Annotated in this window: 18 protein-coding genes and 2 tRNA genes; all 20 read left to right on the top strand. The window is 48.1% G+C overall.

Going from position 1 to position 20,298, the window contains the following annotated elements:
• Positions 1–4: 4 nt before the first annotated feature.
• The 20 genes from GKZ89_RS17800 (at position 5) to hpt (ending at position 20,287) form a co-directional block, all read left to right on the top strand.
• Positions 5–958, top strand: coding sequence for a ribose-phosphate diphosphokinase (locus GKZ89_RS17800; RefSeq protein WP_155113752.1), 954 nt, complete (start codon positions 5–7; stop codon positions 956–958).
• An 84-nt stretch (positions 959–1,042) separates the two neighbouring features.
• On the top strand, positions 1,043–1,675 hold the full coding sequence (locus tag GKZ89_RS17795) for a 50S ribosomal protein L25/general stress protein Ctc (RefSeq protein WP_155113751.1): 633 nt from the start codon (positions 1,043–1,045) through the stop codon (positions 1,673–1,675).
• 241 nt (positions 1,676–1,916) lie between these two features.
• The gene (pth, locus tag GKZ89_RS17790) at positions 1,917–2,483 is read left to right on the top strand and encodes an aminoacyl-tRNA hydrolase (RefSeq protein ID WP_155113750.1); all 567 of its coding nucleotides are present in this window, start codon (positions 1,917–1,919) and stop codon (positions 2,481–2,483) included.
• Between the two features lie 56 nt (positions 2,484–2,539).
• Entirely contained in the window at positions 2,540–2,770 is a 231-nt protein-coding gene (fin, locus tag GKZ89_RS17785) for an anti-sigma-F factor Fin (protein WP_155113749.1), read from the top strand.
• Between the two features lie 81 nt (positions 2,771–2,851).
• Entirely contained in the window at positions 2,852–6,376 is a 3,525-nt protein-coding gene (mfd, locus tag GKZ89_RS17780) for a transcription-repair coupling factor (protein ID WP_155113748.1), read from the top strand.
• A 138-nt stretch (positions 6,377–6,514) separates the two neighbouring features.
• Complete coding sequence (gene spoVT, locus GKZ89_RS17775) at positions 6,515–7,051, top strand: stage V sporulation protein T (RefSeq protein WP_155113747.1); 537 nt, start codon at positions 6,515–6,517, stop codon at positions 7,049–7,051.
• A gap of 793 nt (positions 7,052–7,844) precedes the next feature.
• Positions 7,845–9,449, top strand: a complete 1,605-nt coding sequence (locus GKZ89_RS17770; protein WP_241680314.1) for a putative polysaccharide biosynthesis protein — start codon at positions 7,845–7,847, stop codon at positions 9,447–9,449.
• A complete protein-coding gene (gene yabN, locus GKZ89_RS17765; protein WP_155113745.1) occupies positions 9,446–10,909 on the top strand; it encodes a bifunctional methyltransferase/pyrophosphohydrolase YabN in 1,464 nt (487 codons plus the stop codon). The genes GKZ89_RS17770 and yabN overlap by 4 nt, the downstream gene beginning before the upstream one ends.
• Before the next feature lie 16 nt (positions 10,910–10,925).
• Positions 10,926–11,192 (top strand): RNA-binding S4 domain-containing protein, encoded by a 267-nt coding sequence (locus tag GKZ89_RS17760; RefSeq protein ID WP_155113744.1) that lies wholly within the window; start codon positions 10,926–10,928, stop codon positions 11,190–11,192.
• Positions 11,193–11,267: 75 nt separating this feature from the next.
• Positions 11,268–11,567, top strand: coding sequence for a sporulation protein YabP (gene yabP, locus GKZ89_RS17755; RefSeq protein ID WP_155113743.1), 300 nt, complete (start codon positions 11,268–11,270; stop codon positions 11,565–11,567).
• Positions 11,564–12,199, top strand: coding sequence for a spore cortex biosynthesis protein YabQ (yabQ, locus tag GKZ89_RS17750; RefSeq protein ID WP_155113742.1), 636 nt, complete (start codon positions 11,564–11,566; stop codon positions 12,197–12,199). The genes yabP and yabQ overlap by 4 nt, the downstream gene beginning before the upstream one ends.
• An 11-nt stretch (positions 12,200–12,210) precedes the next feature.
• A complete protein-coding gene (locus GKZ89_RS17745) occupies positions 12,211–12,585 on the top strand; it encodes an FtsB family cell division protein (protein WP_155113741.1) in 375 nt (124 codons plus the stop codon).
• Positions 12,586–12,669: 84 nt separating this feature from the next.
• Complete coding sequence (locus GKZ89_RS17740) at positions 12,670–13,128, top strand: S1 domain-containing RNA-binding protein (RefSeq protein ID WP_155113740.1); 459 nt, start codon at positions 12,670–12,672, stop codon at positions 13,126–13,128.
• 245 nt (positions 13,129–13,373) lie between these two features.
• Positions 13,374–13,450, top strand: a tRNA-Met gene (locus tag GKZ89_RS17735).
• A gap of 15 nt (positions 13,451–13,465) precedes the next feature.
• Positions 13,466–13,537: transfer RNA gene (locus tag GKZ89_RS17730), tRNA-Glu, on the top strand.
• A gap of 297 nt (positions 13,538–13,834) precedes the next feature.
• Complete coding sequence (gene spoIIE / locus GKZ89_RS17725; protein ID WP_155113739.1) at positions 13,835–16,321, top strand: stage II sporulation protein E; 2,487 nt, start codon at positions 13,835–13,837, stop codon at positions 16,319–16,321.
• 182 nt (positions 16,322–16,503) lie between these two features.
• A complete protein-coding gene (locus GKZ89_RS17720; RefSeq protein ID WP_155113738.1) occupies positions 16,504–17,241 on the top strand; it encodes a VWA domain-containing protein in 738 nt (245 codons plus the stop codon).
• Complete coding sequence (locus GKZ89_RS17715; RefSeq protein ID WP_155113737.1) at positions 17,225–18,226, top strand: protein kinase domain-containing protein; 1,002 nt, start codon at positions 17,225–17,227, stop codon at positions 18,224–18,226. The genes GKZ89_RS17720 and GKZ89_RS17715 overlap by 17 nt, the downstream gene beginning before the upstream one ends.
• A 107-nt stretch (positions 18,227–18,333) precedes the next feature.
• Entirely contained in the window at positions 18,334–19,758 is a 1,425-nt protein-coding gene (tilS, locus tag GKZ89_RS17710) for a tRNA lysidine(34) synthetase TilS (protein WP_338324946.1), read from the top strand.
• The gene (gene hpt, locus GKZ89_RS17705) at positions 19,739–20,287 is read left to right on the top strand and encodes a hypoxanthine phosphoribosyltransferase (protein ID WP_155113736.1); all 549 of its coding nucleotides are present in this window, start codon (positions 19,739–19,741) and stop codon (positions 20,285–20,287) included. Before tilS ends, hpt begins: the two co-directional genes overlap by 20 nt.
• The last annotated feature ends 11 nt before the right edge of the window (positions 20,288–20,298 follow it).

The raw sequence follows: 20,298 nt of genomic DNA, 5'->3' as shown, positions 1-20,298 counted from the left end.
TAATATGTCCAATCAGTACGGTGATGCAAATTTAAAGATTTTCTCTCTGAATTCAAACACGGCGCTAGCTGAAGAAATTGCAGACGTAGTAGGCGTTCAGCTTGGTAAATGTTCCGTTACACACTTCAGCGATGGAGAAATTCAGATTAATATCGAGGAAAGCATCCGGGGCTGCGATGTTTACATCATTCAGTCGACCAGTGCCCCAGTCAACGAACACCTCATGGAACTGCTGATTATGATTGATGCATTAAAAAGAGCATCTGCCAAAACCATCAACATTGTGATGCCATATTACGGCTACGCGCGCCAGGACCGTAAAGCGCGTGCCCGTGAACCGATCACTGCTAAGCTGGTAGCCAATCTGCTTGAAACAGCTGGAGCGAACCGTGTCATCACGCTTGACCTCCATGCACCGCAGATTCAGGGCTTCTTTGATATTCTGATCGACCACTTGATGGGTGTTCCGATTCTTGGTGACTATTTCAGTAAAAAAGAGCTGAAGGATATCGTCATCGTTTCTCCGGATCACGGCGGGGTTACACGCGCGCGCAAGCTTGCAGACCGCCTGAAAGCACCGATTGCGATCATTGATAAGCGCAGACCGAGACCGAACGTGTCTGAGGTTATGAACATCGTCGGGAACATTGAAGGGAAAACAGCAATTCTGATCGATGACATTATCGATACTGCCGGCACCATCACCCTTGCAGCCAATGCTCTTGTTGAGAACGGCGCAGCTGAGGTATATGCATGCTGTACTCATCCGGTGCTATCCGGTCCGGCCATTGAAAGAATCGAAAGTTCAAAGATCAAAGAGCTGGTCGTGACAAATTCCATCTCGTTGCCTGAAGAAAAGAAAATTGGAAAAATCATCGAACTGTCTGTAGCACCTCTTATCGGAGAGGCGATCATCCGTGTACATGAAGAGCAGTCAGTAAGCACGCTTTTCGATTGAGCAAAAGCTGTATGTTTAGACCGGACGGGTTGTGGGAATTGATTATAATAAGCAATTTATCACGATACTAGGAAGGTGTAGGACATGAGCACAATTAAAGCACAAGAACGAAAAACGTTTAAAAAATCAGCTGTAAAAGAATTGCGAATAAAGGGCCATGTGCCTGGCATCATATATGGGTACAAAACGGACAATAAAGCCGTTTCCCTTGACAGCGTAGAGCTTTTGAAGGTTTTGCGCGATGATGGACGGAATGCCATCATCCAATTGGATGTAGAGGGTAAAAAACATTCTGTAATGGTAAATGACATGCAGATGGATACAATGAAAAACGAAATCCTTCATGCCGATTTTCTCGTAGTCAACATGGATTCTGATGTTGAGGTCGCTGTTCCACTTCACCTGACCGGAGATGCTCAAGGCGTCAAAGACGGCGGAGTGCTACAGCAATCCCTTCACGAAGTCATGGTTTCCGCTAAGCCGAGTGAGATTCCCCAGCAAATCGAAGCAGATATTTCAGAGCTTGCCGTCAATGACACTCTGACTGTTGCCGACTTGAAAACGGAGGGGAAATACACGATCAGCACCGAGCAGGATCAAGTCATCGCGTCAATTCTCCCTCCTCGTGTGGAAGAGGAAATTGATTCCGGTGAAGAACAGGAACCTGGCGAGCCTGAGAATGAAGAAGGCCGCGAAGAAGGCACAAAGGCAGAATAAGGTTACAGCCGGCTGGCACAAAGCAATTTGTTTTGTGCCAGCCTCTTTTCTATGTCCGAAGTCTTTTCTATACTATAATGGAGTAGGGAAACAGCAGTTCTTTTCTACCTGCCGGCTGCAAGCAACAGCCGGGATTATCGGGATTTTTCAAAAAGACGGAAGAAAACGGCCAGGCAGAAGAACAATAAAAAAAGATCCATTCATGCTCGATCACGGATTTTAAAATAAAGGTGGGAATCACTTGAAGGTTTTTGTAGGCTTGGGTAATCCGGGAAGGCAATATGCCGACACCCGGCATAATGCCGGTTTTATGGTGATCGATGAACTTTCCCGGCGGCTCTCGATACCGCTGGATAAAACAAAATTCAATGGTGTGTACGGCACCGGGTTTGCAGGAAGCAGCAAGGTGCTGCTCGTGAAGCCGCTTACTTATATGAATTTATCAGGGGAATGTGTACGGCCGCTGATGGACTATTATGAAGTACCGGATGAAAACATGGCTGTCATTTATGATGACCTTGATCTGCCTGCCGGAAAAATCCGGCTTCGTACAAAAGGCAGTGCCGGTGGACATAACGGCATTAAATCCATGATCCAGCATTTTGCCACGCAGGAGTTCAACCGGATCCGCATCGGGATCGACCGTCCGCCTGCCGGCATGAAGGTGCCTGATTATGTGCTGGGCTCCTTTTCAAAAGAAGAGCAGCCGCTCATCAGCGAGGCGGTTACACGTTCTGCAGTAGCTTGTGAGGAGTGGCTCAGCAAGCCGTTTTTGCAGGTGATGAATGATTTTAACCAGCCTAAATAAGTATAACGGTTCCCCGATGCGTCTATACTAACTGTAAAAAGCGCATGGAGGAACCTATGGGCTACCACTATTATTGCCGTCATTGCGGCACAAAGGTCGGCACGCTTGATCAGGAATCCATCCGCAGCGGCGACTTGGGATTTCATCATCTGACCAGTGAAGAAAGACAGGAAATGATCCGCTACGCGGCGAATGGAGATATAGAGGTCGTAACGATCTGCGAGGACTGCCAGGAGGCACTGGACCGCAACCCGGCCTTTCATCAGGTTGACAAGTTTATACAATAAGGAGCTTTGGCTTTCATCCAAAGCATTTTTCTATTTGTCCCCGTCCAGGCACGGGGAATGTTGACGGAAGGAGGGAAAGGCTTGAAAAGTCTGCATTCATTTTTTTATTCCAACGAAGATTTTAAAACGGTGGCTGCCGGTTTAAAAGAAGGTCTTAAAGAGCAGCTGCTGGCCGGTCTGTCCGGATCAGCCAGAACCCTTTTTACTTCCTCCCTGTACAAAGAAATCGGGGAGTCTGTTCTTGTCGTCACCCACAACCTGTTTCAGGCTCAAAAGGTGTATGAAGATCTGTCAAACCTGTCCGGGGATGATGTGTTTCTTTACCCTGTAAATGAGCTGATCGCATCCGATATGGCGATTGCGAGCCCTGAATTGATGGCGCAGAGGATGGAGGTTCTCAATCATCTGGCCTCCGGGAAAAAAGGGATCGTAGTCGCTCCGGCAGCTGCCCTTAGAAGGCTTCTTCCATCCAAGAGCCAGTGGACAGCAAGCCAGAAGACAGTCGCAATCGGAGATGAGCTCGATACAGAATCTTTTTACAAATGGCTTTCCCAGATCGGTTACGAGCGGGCAGGCATGGTTTCCGCTCCCGGAGAGTTCAGCGTCAGGGGAGGAATCATTGACCTGTATCCGCTCACAGAGGAACATCCGGTCCGGATTGAGCTCTTTGATGTAGAGATTGATTCCATCCGCTCGTTTGATTTAGCCGATCAGCGGTCTTTGGATAAAAAAGAAAGGCTCACCATCGGTCCTGCCAAAGAATTTCTTCTTCAAAGGGACCAGCTGGAGCGCTGTGAAACACTGCTTGAAGAGGCTCTCTCAAAATCGCTGAAAAAGCTGAAGAATGATCAGCATAAAGAACTGCTCCTTCAAAATATCCAGCATGACCTTGAAATGATCCGAAACGGGCAAATTCAAGAAGAGCTGTATAAGTACCTCTCCTTCTTCTATGAAAAGCCTGCTAGTTTAATAGATTATTTTGAAGGAAACGCAGCAGTGGTCATGGATGAAATCAGCAGAATCCACGAAATGATGGAACAGCTTGAAAATGAGGAAGCCGACTGGATTACCGGGATGCTTGAGCAGGGGAAAATCGTCCATGATGCAAAAATATCCCGGGAACATCCGCTGAACCTTACTCCCCATTCCGTTGTATACTTATCGCTGTTCCTGCGCCACGTTCCGCATACAAGCCCGCAGAATATTCTAAATGTATCCTGCAAGCAAATGCAGAACTTTCACGGGCAGATGAATGTCCTGAAAGGGGAACTGGACCGGTGGAAAAAAGGGAAATTCATTACCGTTTTCCTTGGAGCAAATGCAGACCGCGTCCAGAAACTCGAGCAGGTGCTTGAAGATTATGAAATGCAGGCAACCGTCATTAAGGATGGGGACCCCCTGAAGCCGGGCCATGCTTATATTCTTGAAGGCGACCTTCAGACCGGATTTGAACTGCCTCTTCAAAAGATTGCTGTGGTGACGGAAGAAGAGCTGTTTAAAAAGCGGGTCAAAAAACAGCCAAGACGCCAAAAGCTATCCAATGCCGAGCGGATCAAGAGCTATTCGGAGCTGCAAACCGGTGATTATGTCGTTCATATCAATCACGGGATCGGAAAGTACCTTGGGATTGAAACGCTTGAAATCAACGGAAATCATAAAGATTACCTCCATATCCGCTATCAGGGCTCCGACAAGCTGTATGTGCCGGTAGAACAGATTGACCAGGTGCAGAAATACGTGGGCTCGGAAGGAAAAGAACCGAAAGTATATAAACTCGGAGGCAATGACTGGCGCCGGGTGAAAAAGAAGGTTGAATCTTCCGTTCAGGACATTGCAGATGATCTGATCAAGCTGTATGCCGAAAGGGAAGCAAGCAAAGGCTATGCGTTCTCCCCTGACAGTGAAATGCAGCGGGATTTTGAAGCGGCCTTCCCTTATCAGGAAACAGAGGACCAGATCCGTTCCATTCATGAGATCAAGCGTGATATGGAGCGTGAACGTCCAATGGACCGCCTCCTCTGCGGGGACGTAGGCTACGGAAAAACCGAGGTCGCCATCCGTGCTGCCTTCAAAGCGATCGCGGACGGGAAACAGGTGGCCCTCCTTGTGCCGACGACTATTCTCGCCCAGCAGCACTATGAAACCGTCCGTGAGCGGTTCCAGGATTATCCGATGACAGTCGGCTTATTGAGCCGCTTCAGAACACGCAAGGAAATGAACGAGACGACGAAGGGTCTGGAAAACGGGACAGTTGACCTCGTAATCGGAACCCACCGCCTCCTCTCCAAAGACGTGAAATACAAAAACCTCGGTCTTCTGATCATTGATGAGGAGCAGCGTTTCGGGGTGACCCACAAAGAAAAAATCAAACAGATGAAAGCCAACGTCGATGTGCTTACGCTGACGGCTACGCCGATTCCCCGCACTCTGCATATGTCCATGCTCGGAGTAAGGGATCTGTCTGTCATTGAAACGCCGCCCGAAAACCGCTACCCGGTTCAAACATACGTTGTGGAGAATAACGGCGGTCTGGTCAGGGAGGCGATCGAAAGGGAACTTTCACGCGGCGGCCAGGTATATGTTCTTTACAACCGTGTTGAAGACATCAGCCGGAAAGCTGACGAAATCTCCATGCTCGTCCCGGATGCGCGTGTGACCTATGCCCACGGGAAAATGTCGGAGAACGAACTGGAAGCAGTCATGCTGAATTTCCTTGAAGGCCAATCGGACGTTCTGGTCAGTACCACCATCATTGAGACGGGAGTGGATATACCGAACGTCAACACACTTGTCGTGTATGATGCAGATAAAATGGGCCTTTCCCAGCTTTATCAGCTGAGAGGCCGTGTCGGGCGCTCCAGCAGGGTTGCCTATGCATATTTCACGTACCGCAAGGACAAGGTCCTGACCGAAGTGGCAGAGAAGCGCCTGCAGGCGATTAAAGAATTCACCGAGCTCGGGTCCGGCTTTAAGATCGCCATGAGGGATCTATCGATACGGGGAGCCGGTAATCTTCTCGGCGCCCAGCAGCACGGCTTTATCGACTCAGTCGGCTTTGATCTGTACTCACAAATGCTGAAGGAAGCCATCGAAGAACGTAAGGGCGATGCACCGAAGGAAAAAGAATTCGTACCGGAAATCGACCTTGATCTGGATGCATATATTCCTGAAGGGTATATTTCTGACGGCAAGCAGAAAATTGATATGTATAAACGCTTCCGGGCCATCACATCTGAAGAGGATCTCTCAGAGCTACAAGAGGAAATGACAGACCGCTTCGGAAACTACCCGGCAGAGGTCAGCTATCTGTTCAAAGCAGCCGAAGCAAAGTTGCTTTCGGTAAGAGAACGGGTAGAAACCATCAAAGAAGCAAAGAACGTTATTTATTTATCTGTAGAAGAGGAAGCCAGCATGAGAGCGGACGGCCAGAAGCTGTTTGAACTAAGCAGCAAATACGGCAGGAAGGTCGGCCTTGGAATGGATGGGAACAAGCTGAAAATCTCCATCCAAACGAAAGGTCTGGAACCGGAAGAAAAGCTCTCCATCCTGATCGGTCTCCTCAGAGGACTCCGCAAGGTAAAGAAAGAAGAAATCTCCGCAGGCTGAGTTTTGCTTATATTTTCATCTATTGTGTGTATATTCCCTTTCCAGTGAAGGATACTATTCTCAACAAAAGGTGTTTGCAGCGATAAATGCGGCAAATCCCAAGAATCAATTCACAAGGTGAAAGTGAGGCAGCAATAGATGAAGGCAACTGGTATTGTTCGTCGAATTGATGATTTAGGACGTGTAGTCATTCCGAAAGAAATCCGGAGGACACTCCGCATCCGCGAAGGAGATCCGCTTGAAATCTTTGTCGACCGCGACGGAGAAGTCATCCTGAAAAAATACTCGCCCATCAGCGAGCTTGGCGATTTCGCCAGAGAATATGCAGATGCCCTGTACGACAGCATGGGCCATCCAGTGCTCATTTGTGACCGGGATGCATTCATCGCCGTATCCGGCGGTTCAAAGAAAGAATACTTAAACCGCAACATCAGCGAAGATATCGAAAAATCCATGGAGGAAAGAACCTCCGTACTCAAAGCAGAAGGCGGCGAAATTCAGCTGCTTGAAGGCGTTAAAGAAGAAGTCAAAGGCTACACAATCGGACCCATCATCGCAAACGGGGACCCAATTGGTGCAGTTGTCATTTACACAAAAGAGGGCACCCTCGGCGAAGTCGAAAAAAAAGCCGTCGAAACTGCAGCCGGGTTCCTGGCCCGCCAAATGGAAAACTAAGCTTTGATCTCATCTTATTTTCTTTTAGAAGGCAGCCCTATTTCGAGGGCTGCCTTTTGAAGTGGGGCGGGAGACGGTGGGGTGCCTCCGACATGGACTTCGGAACGGAGTCGTGGGTGTGTGCCTCCGACCTGGACTTCTGGATGGAGTCGTGAGCGGGTGCCTCCGACCTGGACTTCTGGATGGGGTCGTGGGTGTGTGCCTCCGACCTGGACTTCTGGATGGGGTCGTGGGTGTGTGCCTCCGACCTGGACTTCTGGATGGGGTGTGAGCGGGTGCCTCTGACCTGGACTTCTGGGCGGAGTCGTGAGTGCGTGCCTCCGACCCCACATGCTTTAAAGCAGCAGGGGACAAAGGCTTATGACTGCCAAGCCTTGCTGTATAAGGCTTTAACAGCAGTGGTGCCAGAGCTTTAGTGCTTTAGCGAAAGTGGGGACAGGCACTGCCTCTGACCCCACATCCTTTAAAGCGGCGGGGGACAGAGGCATAGTTGTGCAAACCCAAGCCCCCCAACGGCCTGCCGAACGGGTGCCGGAGCTTTAGTGCTTTAGCGAGAGTGGGGACAGTCCCCGAAAATCAAACGACCTCCACCGTCTCTCACGGCTAAGCAAGCGCCCTCCGCATTTCATGGTGTCCAGCTGCGGGCGCTAGCTCTTCGGCCGCTTCGGTCTCTCGGTTGGGGCAAAAAGCGCCCCTCGGTCGAGACCTCCACCGTCCTTCAGAGCTAAGCAAGCGCCCTCCGCATTTCATGTGATATAATAACCTCGTTAGTTTGTTTGGAAGGAGAATGAGGATGGCAGTGCCGTCTAGAAAGAGTGTGATTTTTCAGGGGGCGATCGTTTTGACGATTGCCGGCTTGCTGACGAAAATTATGAGCGCGGCTTATCGCGTGCCTTATCAGAACATTGTCGGGGATATTGGATTTTACATATATCAGCAGGTTTATCCGTTTTACGGGATTGCCATTATGCTTGCTACCTCTGGATTTCCTGTCATTGTTTCGAAGCTTTTTGCGGAATACGGTGAGGGGCATAACCCTGCGGATTTGCGCAGGATCTGGCGGGTGAGCAGTGTGTTTCTTGTTTTAACCGGCCTGCTTTCTTTTACACTTTTGTATACAGGTGCAGGGTGGATTGCCGGAATTATGGGTGATATGCATCTGCAGCCGCTAATTGAAATTATTTCTTTTTCTTTTTTGCTTGTTCCGTTCGTGTCTGTGCTCAGGGGATATTTCCAGGGAATGCATCATATGTTTCCGACTGCACTTTCCCAAGTGGTGGAACAGGCTTTTCGTGTGATTACCATTATTGGTCTTGCCTATATTTTATTGAAATCAGGGAGCTCGCTTTATAAAGCGGGGGAGGGGGCCTTGATCGGCTCGCTGACTGGGAGTGCAGCGGCTCTAGTTGTTTTGGTGATTTACTGGTACCGCCGTGACCGTGTAGAATTGGCCGGACCTTCCCAGCCCTCGCAGATCCGGATACGGGATCTTGTTAAGGATCTTCTGCTTTTTACGTTTACGATTTGTGTGAGCAGCCTGCTGCTGATTTTGATCCAGCTTGTGGATGCCCTTCAGCTTTTTTCAATGCTGATCAACAAAGGGATGGATCCGACTGCTGCCAAAACCCTTAAAGGAATCTATGACCGGGGTCAGCCGTTAATTCAGCTCGGAACCGTTGTTGCCACCTCGTTATCGCTGTCGCTCGTTCCGCTTATTTCGAGCGCGAAACGCAGGAATGATGAAAAGTTTATCAGAGATAAAATCAACCTGTCCATAAAAGTGTGCCTTGCAGTAGGTGCAGGGGCGACGGTCGGTCTGATTGGCATCGTGGAAGAGACGAACATTATGCTGTTCCGGAACAATTATGGATCTGAAATTCTCGGAATTTTGAGTTTGTCCATTTTGTTTACCTCTCTGTCTATGACCATTGCAGCCATTTTACAGGGGCTCAACCAGACGATTTATCCGGCTATTTCTGTTATTGCAGGTGTTGTGATTAAAATTGTGCTAAATCTTGCTCTCATACCGAAATATGAAGCGGACGGGGCAGCTGTTGCTTCAGTTGCTGCATTCTTTGTTGTTGCTATACTGAACATTTATTTCCTCCGGAAAAAGCAGTACAAGCTGAACGACTACCGGAGCATTGTTAAGATCGGTCTTTCCGCGATCTTGATGCTTGCGGTTTTACGAGGGTATATGGCGGGCTTTGAGTGGATTTTTGGGAGGAACAGAGCCCTTGCTTCCATTGAAGCACTGACAGCTGTTGCTGCCGGAGGGGCAGTTTACCTGTATTCCGTCATCAAGCTGAACGTTTTCAGCAATGAGGAATTAGATATCGTTCCGTTCGGTACAAAAATCCGGTTATGGTCTCATAAAAAAAGGGGAGGTAAAAAATGAATACAATTCATATAGCCGGCCTCGGGGCCGGAGACATTCATCAGCTGCCAATGGGGATCTACCGTCTCCTTAAGGATCCGGGCCGCCTCTATGTAAGGACGATGGATCATCCTGTTTTGGAAGAGCTTAAGGAGGAGCTGGACATTACCGGTTCTTTCGATGAAATTTATGTGAAGCATTCCGGGTTTGGAGAGGTCTATGAAGAGATTGCCTCCCTGCTTATAAGTAAATCGAAGAGCGGGGATGTCGTATACGCTGTCCCCGGCCACCCGATGGTTGCGGAAAAAACAGTGCAGATTCTTTTGGAAGAGTCAAAAAAAGAAACGTTCCGGGTAAGTGTCGCAGGGGGACAGAGCTTTCTCGATGCGACGTTTGCCGCGTTGAATATCGATCCAATCGATGGGTTTCAAATGGCTGATGCAGGTACAGTCAAAAAAGGGGATCTGCAATTTCACCACCATATCATCCTGTGCCAGGTTTACGATCAAATGGTGGCCTCTGAGGTGAAGCTGACTTTGATGGAGGACCTCCCGTATGATTATGAGGTGTATATTGTCACTGCAGCAGGAAGCAAAAGAGAGGAAATTACAAAGGTCCCTCTGTTTGAGCTTGACCGTTTGTCAGCTATATCAAATCTAACCAGTCTGTATATCCCGCCCGTCCGGGAAGAACAGCTCCTGTATCATCAGTTTGATGAATTCAGAGGAATTGTTGCCGCTTTAAGAGGTCCGGGCGGATGTCCCTGGGATCAAAAGCAAACCTTCCACTCTCTAAAGAAATATTTGATTGAAGAGTGCTATGAGCTGTTGGATGCCATTGAGGCCGGAGACATTGACCATATGGTGGAGGAGATGGGGGATGTCCTGCTCCAAGTCGTTCTGCAGGCCCAGATTGGAGAGGATGAAGGGCTGTTTTCCATGGATGAGGTCATCCGCACCGTTGCTGAGAAAATGGTCCGGCGTCATCCTCATGTCTTCGGCGACACAGAAGCAGAGACGGCGGAAGAGGTGCTTGTAAACTGGGAGGAGATTAAGAAACAAGAGGGGAAAGCTGTCCATGAATCCCGCCTTGATTCGATCCCGGGTGCACTGCCCGCGCTTTCCAAAGCCTATCAGCTTCAAAGAAAGGCAGCAAAGGCCGGTTTTGACTGGGATCACGCGGAGGATGCGTGGGAAAAGGTGAAAGAGGAGCTGCTCGAGTTTGAGGAGGAGCTGAAGGACCGTCCTTCCGAAGAGAACAGGGAGCTCCTGAAAGAATTTGGGGATCTGCTGTTTGCTCTGGTGAACGTCGGCCGTTTCCTGAAGATCGAGCCTGAGGAAGCACTGTCTGCCACCAATCTTAAATTCAAGACCAGATTCCAATATATAGAAAAGAAAGCCAGGGAGAACAGTCAAGATCTTGAAAAACTGTCGCTTGAGCAGATGGACCGCTATTGGGATGAAGCGAAAAATTTAGAATAGAGAAGGGGTTTTTGCCATGAGACTTGATAAGTTTTTGAAGGTGTCCCGGCTGATTAAGAGAAGAACACTTGCAAAGGAAGTTGCGGATCAGGGCAGGATTGAAATAAACGGTACAGCCGCAAAAGCAAGCACTGTTGTTAAAGAAGGCGATGAGATGATTATCCGTTTTGGCCAGAAAAGAGTGACTGTACGGGTTGACCATCTTAAAGAAACAGTAAAAAAAGAAGCAGCCGCTGAAATGTATACCATTATAAAAGAAGAAAAGCTCGGTGAAAGTCTGTAAGACTGCAGAGCTTGTTCTTTTTCCCCCCTTCGTTTCATACCTATTACTATAACGACGCAAAGCGGGGGAATGGGGATGAATTACTACCAGCAAAATCAGCCGCAGGCTAAGCAGGAAGACCACGATTTGATTATGAAAGGCAGAAAACTTCTGGATATTACAGGTGTCAAGGAAGTAGAAAGCTTTGATAATGAAGAATTCCTGCTCGATACGGTAATGGGTGCACTGGCAATCAGAGGTGAAAACCTGCAAATGCAAAACCTGGATGTCGACCGGGGCGTAGTTACGATCAAAGGCCGCATCCTGGATATTGTCTACTTGGATGAACAGCATTCGGAGAAAGCTAAAGGATTCTTTAGCAAGCTGTTTAAATGAGTTTGACCGTTCAATTTTATACCATGTTTGCCATGGCGGGAATGGGAGCATGGCTTGGAGCGGCCCTTGATACGTACAGAAGATTTTTAGTCCGCTCAAAAAGAGCGGGATGGATCGTATTCTTTCATGACATCGTGTTTTGGCTGCTCCAAAGCATTCTCTTTTTTTATGTGCTGCTCCTTGTTAATGAAGGGGAATTGCGGGTATATATGTTTTTAGCGATTCTTTGCGGTTTTGCTGCGTATCAGGGTCTTCTTAAGGGAATCTATATGGCGGCGCTTAATTTCTTCATCCGCACGGTCATGCTGATTGCAAAGGTTTTGGCCGGAATTGGCAACTTTGTTCTGATTAAGCCGGTAAAAGCTGTTTTCCGTCTCGTTTTTCTGATTGCAGCCGGCTTGCTGAATCTTTTTTGGAAAATCTCAAAATGGACGTTTCTTTTTTTATGGGGAGCCGTTAAAATCGTATTATCACCTGTTAAATGGGCCTTAAGACTTTTGTGGAAGCTGCTTCCGGCGTTTTTAAAGAAATTCATTTCAAAGATTTTCGTAAAAGCAGAAGGATTTGCAGGAAAGGCCAAGAATTTATTGTTGAATACATGGAACCGGATAAAACGAATCACTGGAAAGTGAGGGGGACATTAATGTCAGCTGAAAGAAGCCGTAAAGTGACTCAGCTTCAGTCTCAATATATGCAGCAGCAGGAACGCAACGACCAGATCCTTAAACGAAGGAAGAGAGGCCTTTACCGCCGTCTTGCCGTATTTGGAGCAGCTGCTCTGATTGCCGTGGTCTTTATAGCAGCGGGATTGATCGATCAGACCGTGTCTCTTGCAGAGCAGTCCGAGCAAAAGGACAAGCTTAAAGAAGAGCTGCAGGTGCTGAAAAAAGAGCAAAACCTGCTGGAAGAAGAAATTACCAAGCTGAATGATGATGATTACATTGCAGAGCTTGCGCGCAGGGATTACTTCCTTTCAGGGGAAAATGAAATTATTTTCAGTTCTCCGGACAAAAAGTAGCCTTTATTGACACTATGATTTTTGATTAGGTATAATTAAAGAAATGATGATTTTTTTATCAGTTTAAGGAGGAGCATTTTTTTTATGTCCATTGAAGTTGGCAGCAAGTTACAAGGTAAAGTAACTGGCATTACGAATTTCGGAGCTTTTGTAGAGCTTCCGGGAGGTTCTACAGGTCTTGTTCACATTAGTGAAGTAGCCGATAACTACGTGAAAGACATTAATGACCATCTTAAAGTTGGCGATATGGTGGAAGTAAAAGTCATCAACGTAGAAAAAGACGGCAAAATTGGCCTTTCCATTAAGAAAGCCATCGACCGTCCTGACCGTCCTGAGCGTCCTGACCGACCTCGCCAGGACCGCCCGCGTCAAGACCGTCCACACCGTGGTGGAGGAGGAGGAGGAAGAGGCGGAGAATTCCGTCCGAAAGAAAACTTCGAGCAAAAAATGAGCCGTTTTCTGAAGGACAGCGAAGACCGTTTATCTTCTCTTAAAAGAAACACAGAATCCAAACGTGGCGGACGCGGAGCAAGAAGAGGTTAACTTGCTGCTGATCATATAGATAAAAACACTCCTCTGGGGTGTTTTTTGTTTTTAATGGCCGTTCCGGTGCGGTCTGCAATGCACAGCTGGCGGAGGTTGATGCATCCATTCCCACTCTGAAAAAATATTAAAAAGTACTTGACTGAGAAAGGAATCCTTTGTATTATAGAACTTGTGCTTCATAGGACAGCAAGCCTGTCTGAAAGGAGTGCAGCAGCACGGTCCTGGCAGACCGGGCATTATATGGCGGTGTAGCTCAGCTGGCTAGAGCGTACGGTTCATACCCGTGAGGTCGGGGGTTCGATCCCCTCCGCCGCTACCATATATTTATTCTTACGGCCCGTTGGTCAAGCGGTTAAGACACCGCCCTTTCACGGCGGTAACACGGGTTCGAATCCCGTACGGGTCATTCTATTGAAAAGCTTCCTCATCTGCAGGAAGCTTTTTTTGTGTTTTCACAGACCGGATTTCAATACCTTATAGCCAGAAAAATAAAAAGATATTCCATTAACTTTTCAGCAGTTTCTACACGTTAGGCGAAATGATGCCAGCAATCTTGCTTTTCTTTTGGAAATGCTGGTGGATTCCCTCAGGCCTGAGCTGAAACCGTCGAACACTTCTGAACCGGGGAGCCGTTGTTTTGACAAAATCCCTGTATTCTGTCCGCTATAATGACCTCAATGAATCAATTTTGGAGGTAGGGTGAATGGAAAAAGCAGAAAGAAGATTAATGGAACCAATAGCCGGAGAGGCAATAGAAAAAACGCAGCATGCGATTCAGCGGTCTGCAAGAAAAATGGGTGCTCATTTTCAATCCTTACTATTTCATAAAGGCGTTATCTATATGTTTATCGGGTTTTTGCTTGGACGGGCTGTCATCCTGACAGAGATTCTCCCATTTGCCCTTCCGTTCTTCGGAGTCCTGTTCCTCCTGAAAAAGGACAAGGCCCTGATCGGCGCTCTGTCACTCGCAGCAGGGGGCTTGACGATCTCCCTCGAAACCTTTCTCATCATTACTTGCCATTTGCTCTTCTTCTTATTTCTGCAAAAGGCCGGTGCATTTATTTTTAAGGACCGGGTACGGACACTGCCGGCAATCATCCTGCTCGCTGCAGCAGCGACAAGGCTCACCTTTACCTGGATCGTTTACGGCAAGGTGACATCGTATGATGCCATGATGGCAGGGGTGGAAGCAGGCCTGGCTTTTATCCTTACACTGATTTTCCTTCAAAGCATCCCTCTTATTGCGAGCCCAAGGTATAAGCAGGCACTGAAATCAGAAGAAATCATTTGTCTGATGATTCTCATTGCCTCTATAATGACCGGGCTGACCGGTGTCGCATATATGGAAGTCAAAGCGGAGCATGTTTTTTCGCGGTACATCGTCCTGCTGTTCGCCTTTATCGGGGGTTCAAGCATCGGATGCACGGTTGGAGTAGTGACAGGCCTCATTTTAAGCCTGGCGAATGTCGGGAATCTTTATCAGATGAGTCTGCTTGCTTTTTCAGGCCTGCTCGGCGGCCTCCTTAAGGAAGGCAGGAAAATCGGGGCGGCGGCCGGCCTTCTCATTGGTTCAGTGCTGCTGTCCATGTATGGAGGAGGCACTGCCGGGATCATGACAACCCTGCTGGAGTCCGGTGCAGCCATTCTCTTGTTTTTCCTCACTCCGAAAGCTGTGACTGCGAGTCTTGCGAAGCATATTCCGGGGACGAGTGAACATGCGCAGGAGCAGCAGCTGTACGCAACAAGAATCAGAGATGTAACTGCCCACCGGGTGGATCAGTTTTCCGGCGTATTTGAGGCTTTATCCCAGAGCTTTAATGCATTTTACGAAAGAAGCGAGAGCGATTCATCGCGTGAAACCGATTTATTCTTAAGTACGATCACTGAAAAGACTTGCCATCATTGTTATAAGAAAGAAAAATGCTGGGTCCAGAACTTTCAAACCACCTATGATCTGATGACGCAGGTCACCAACGAAACGGGTGCGGACACGTACTCGCAGAACCGGAAACTCAAAAAAGAGTTCCATTCCCACTGTTCAAAGGCTGCATCAGTAGAGATCGCGATTGAACAGGAGCTGAATGAATTTAAAGCGGGCCAGAAACTGAACCGGCAAGTGCAGGAGAGCCGCAGGCTGGTAGCAGAGCAGCTGCTTGGCGTATCCAAAGTAATGAAGGACTTTTCCCGGGAAATCAGGAGGGAGAGGGAGAATCATTACCTGCTTGAGGAACAGATTCTGGAAGCACTCCGGAATTTCGGAGTAGAAATCGGCCACGTTGAAATATACAGCTTGGAGCAGGGAAATGTAGACATGGAAATGTCCATTCCATTTTGCCAGGGCCATGGCGAATGTGAAAAAATCATTGCTCCAATGCTTTCAGATATATTGGAAGAACAGGTCATTGTAAAGCAGGAGGATTGCGGCCTGTATCCAAACGGCTTTTGCCACGTGGCGTTCGGTTCAGCCAAAAGTTTTAAAGTGGAAACCGGGGCAGCCCATGCAGCAAAAGGAGGAGGACTTGTATCGGGGGACAGCTATTCAATGATTGAACTGGGGGTTGGCAAGCATGCGATCGCCATAAGTGACGGAATGGGCAACGGGTCAAGAGCACAGTTTGAAAGCAACGAAACCATTAAGCTCCTTGAAAAAATCCTGCAGTCCGGAATTGATGAGAAGGTAGCGATTAAAACAGTGAATTCCATCCTTTCCTTAAGAACGACAGATGAAGTGTTTTCTACACTTGATTTGGCTATTGTAGATCTGCAGGACGCCATGTGCAAATTCTTAAAGATCGGCTCAACGCCAAGCTTTATCAAACGGGGGGATAAAGTGATAAAAATACAGGCGAGCAATCTGCCGATCGGGATCATCGATGATTTTGAAGTGGATGTAGTGGGTGAGCAGCTTAAAGCAGGGGATTTGCTTATTATGATGAGTGACGGGATATTTGAAGGGCCAAAGCACGTAGAAAATCATGATGTATGGATGAAAAGAAAGATTTCAGAGCTCGAAACAGATGATCCGCAAGAGGTAGCGGATCTGATTATGGAAGAGGTCATCAGGACCCGATCTGGAAAAATAGAAGACGATATGACGATTATTGCAGCTAAAGTTGAACACAACACTCCTAAATGGGCGGCCATTCCGGCAAGCCGCTACTTTCAAAAGAAAGAACAGAGTGTTTCATAAAGGGGAGTGGAACCTGCCGGATAGCGATTCAGCGGGCCATCTGATCAGAATGGCATGAAATCATTCAGGCTAGTCCAGGCCAGGCACCCTGCCCGGGTTAAGGGAATAAAAATTTAATAGTATGAGAAACAGTCTCCTGTGGCAAGGCTGATACATATCAGAGCCATTAGGAGGGGAACGGAATGAACCGAGGAAAATTGAAACAGATCCTGCTCATTACAGACGGATGCTCCAACCATGGAGAGGATCCGGCCGCAATGGCTGCGTTAGCCAGCGAGCAAGGGATCACAGTGAATGTGATTGGAATTGCAGATGAAAAAGCAGTTGATGAGGACGCAATGAGGGAGATCGAGAGCATTGCAGCTTCCGGAGGGGGAGTCAGCCAGACCGTTTATACAAAATCTTTGTCGCAAACCGTTCAAATGGTGACAAGAAAAGCAATGACTCAGACCATTCAGGGAGTGGTCAATAAAGAACTTCAGCAGATTCTCGGCAAAAAGGTTTCGATGGAAGAACTGCCGCCTGATAAAAGGGGGGAAGTATTGGAAGTGGTGGATGAGCTCGGGGAAACTATGCAGCTGGAGCTTGTCATTCTTGTGGATGCAAGTGCCAGCATGACCCCGAAGCTGCCTACAGTAAAAGAGGCGCTTTTGGATCTTTCCATCAGCCTGAACTCCAGAATCGGCGAAAATGAATTCTCAGTCTGTGTATTTCCTGGGAAACGTGCGGATGCGGAAATGGTCATTGACTGGACACCTCGTCTGGGGTCCATTTCCTCGATGTTCTCCAAGCTTTCTGCAGGCGGGCTTACTCCTACCGGTCCGGCAATCCGTGAGGGAGCTGCCTTGTTCAGCAAAAAGAAAAAGAGCAGAAGAGACATGCTGGACGACGAGGAGTATCGTTATGAAGGGGGCCGATAAACTTCTTCCGGGTACTGTCATCACAGGGAAGTGGAACGGAAACCGCTATACTGTATTAAAATCTCTCGGCAAAGGAGCGAATGGAGCAGTCTATCTTGTCCAGAGCAGCAGAGGGCTTGAAGCCCTGAAACTGAGTGACAACAGCATGTCCATTACATCCGAGGTGAATGTGCTGAAGCACTTTTCGAAGGTCCAGGGGAAAAGCCTTGGGCCTCGTTTGTATGATACGGATGATTGGACGGAAGGCAAAGCGTCCCCCATCCGTTCCTTTTATGTGATGGAATACATAAAAGGGCTCCCTTTTCTGGATTTTATTAAGGCAAAAGGAAGAGAGTGGATTCCGGTCCTGATGCTTCAGCTTCTTGGGAGCCTTGCAGAGCTTCATAAAGCCGGATGGGCTTTTGGAGATCTGAAGCCTGAAAATCTGATCGTTGCCGATGCGCCGGTCGGTGTGCGCATTGTGGATGTGGGCGGCACAACCGGAATGGGCAGATCCATAAAAGAATTTACGGAGTTCTTTGACCGGGGGTACTGGGGAATGGGGATGAGAAAGGCCGATCCGCAATATGATCTCTTCGCGGCAGCTATGATTGCCTTAAATGCCGGTACAGGAGGCCGTTTCCCGAAAAGAGAAAATGCGCAGCAGCTCCTTTTTGATAAGATCGACTCTGTGCCGCTGCTGGCAGGCCAGAGAAAGGTATGGAGAAATGCACTGACCGGTAAATACAGCTCTGCTGAAGAAATGAAGAAGGATCTTATTGAATGCATCGCAGCGGCCGGGGAGAAAAGAACAGAAAGACAGCGTGCAGGAGGGCAGCAGCGTGCAGCTTCATCTGCGGGGGCAGCGCCAAAAAAACGCAGCAAACCAGCAGCCGTAAAACAGCGGAAAAGCAGCCGGTCAGGCAGCATGATGGATGCCTTCATCGTGGTCAGCGGTGCCTTCATCCTCTACGCCCTTTATATTTATCATTTCCTTCTGCCTTAAAAGTGTTGATTTTGTGAACGAAAGGCTGGATTTTGCAGTGAGCCGGACAAAAATGGTACGATATGTTCAGCTTATGGTTAATCTCTTTTAGTAAATGAGGGAATGATGTGGCACCCTTTATTCCATTTATAAAAAAACACAGGCTGCTCGAGCCTTCTTCCGTCGTTTTGGCGGGTGTATCAGGCGGCCCTGATTCCCTGACCCTCCTTCATATGCTCCTCAGCATCCGGGAAGAGTGGAAACTGAGGATCATTGTCCTGCATGTTGATCATATGTTCAGAGGGGCTGAGTCCCTTCAGGAAATGGAATTTGTCCAAAGGTTCTGCAGCAGGAACGGTCTTGAGTTTGAAGGCTGCCGTGTGGATGCCGCTGCTTATGCAGCCTTGCACAAGGTGGGGGCTCAGGAGGGGGCAAGAGAATGCCGTTACGGGTTCTTTGAAGACATGATGGCAAAACATGATGCGGATGTGCTTGCGCTCGGACATCATGGCGATGATCAGATCGAAACCATCATGATGAGGCTCGTCCGCGGGACGAGAGGCAAAGCACTGGCAGGAATCCAGCCGAAGCGGCCTTTTGCAGGCGGCTACGTAATCCGTCCGCTGCTAGGGTTGACGAAACAGGAATTGCTGTCCTATTGCGATGAGAACGGTCTGGAGCCCAGGGTCGATCCAAGCAACGAAAAAGAAAGCTATACCCGCAACCGCTTCAGAAAACGGATTCTTCCTTTTTTGAAAGAAGAAAATCCGCTTGTCCATGAGAAATTCCAGTCCTTCAGCGAAAATTTGCTTGAAGATGAACAGCTGCTGCTGGAATTAACGGAAAGGGAAATGAATACAGTATGGATAAGCAGGGAGCACGGGGCAGAACTCCGAATCGATCTGCTTAAAAGGTTGCCTTTACCTTTACAAAGAAGAGGGATTCATCTAATATTAAACTATCTTTACAAAAATGTTCCGTCTTCATTATCATCCATACATACAGAAAGCGTTCTATCTATGCTTTCCCAATCACATCCTTCCGGTACCATTCACCTTCCAGATGGTTTAAAAGCAGTGAAATCCTATCAGTCATGCTTGTTTACTTTTGAACATGAGGAGCCTGCTCCCTACCAATTGGAACTGCCTGTGCCCGGTACAGCTTTTCTTCCGAATGGAGGAAAACTTGTGGCGGAAACAGCACTGGAGAGACCGAATGAGGAAACGGGAAAGAACAGCCTTCTCATAAAGCCGGATCACGTCCTGCTGCCTCTGACGGTGCGTTCCCGAAAAAATGGGGACAAACTGAAAGTCAAAGGCATGAATGGCACAAAAAAAGTCAAAGATATATTTATTGACAAGAAGATCGCAATTGAAGCCAGAAATCAGTGGCCGGTTCTCGAAGACGCAAACGGAACGATTTTGTGGCTTCCGGGGCTTGTAAAGTCAGACCGGGAGGGAAATGACGGCCGGAGCGGCCCGTTCATTTTTATACAATATCATCAACAAGGATCTTCTAGGGGGCAAAACACGCATGATGAAACAGGATATTGAGAAAATTTTAGTGACAGAAGAGGAAATACAGAAGAAAGTCAAAGAACTGGGAACCATGCTGACTGAGGAATACAAAGACACGTTTCCGCTGGCGATCGGAGTATTAAAAGGCGCACTGCCGTTCATGGCCGATCTTCTGAAGCACATCGATACATACCTTGAGATGGATTTTATGGATGTATCAAGCTACGGCACATCCACGGTTTCCTCCGGCGAGGTTAAGATCCTCAAGGATCTTGACACATCTGTCGAGGGCCGGGACATCCTTATCATAGAAGATATTATCGACAGTGGTTTAACATTGAGCTATCTTGTGGAATTATTCAGGTATCGGAAAGCCAAATCCATTAAAATTGTAACCCTTCTGGATAAGCCGAGCGGCCGAAAAGCGGATATCCAGGCTGATTACGTCGGGTTTGAAGTGCCGGACGCCTTTGTTGTAGGCTATGGCCTCGATTACATTGAGCGCTACCGAAATCTTCCGTATATCGGTGTTCTGAAGCCTCGTGTCTATCAGGATGCCAACTGAGGACTAAGGCC

Source organism: Metabacillus mangrovi, assembly GCF_009711125.1.
In the GTDB taxonomy this organism is placed as follows: domain Bacteria; phylum Bacillota; class Bacilli; order Bacillales; family Bacillaceae; genus Metabacillus_B; species Metabacillus_B mangrovi.
This window is presented reverse-complemented; position numbering and strand designations above follow the sequence as displayed.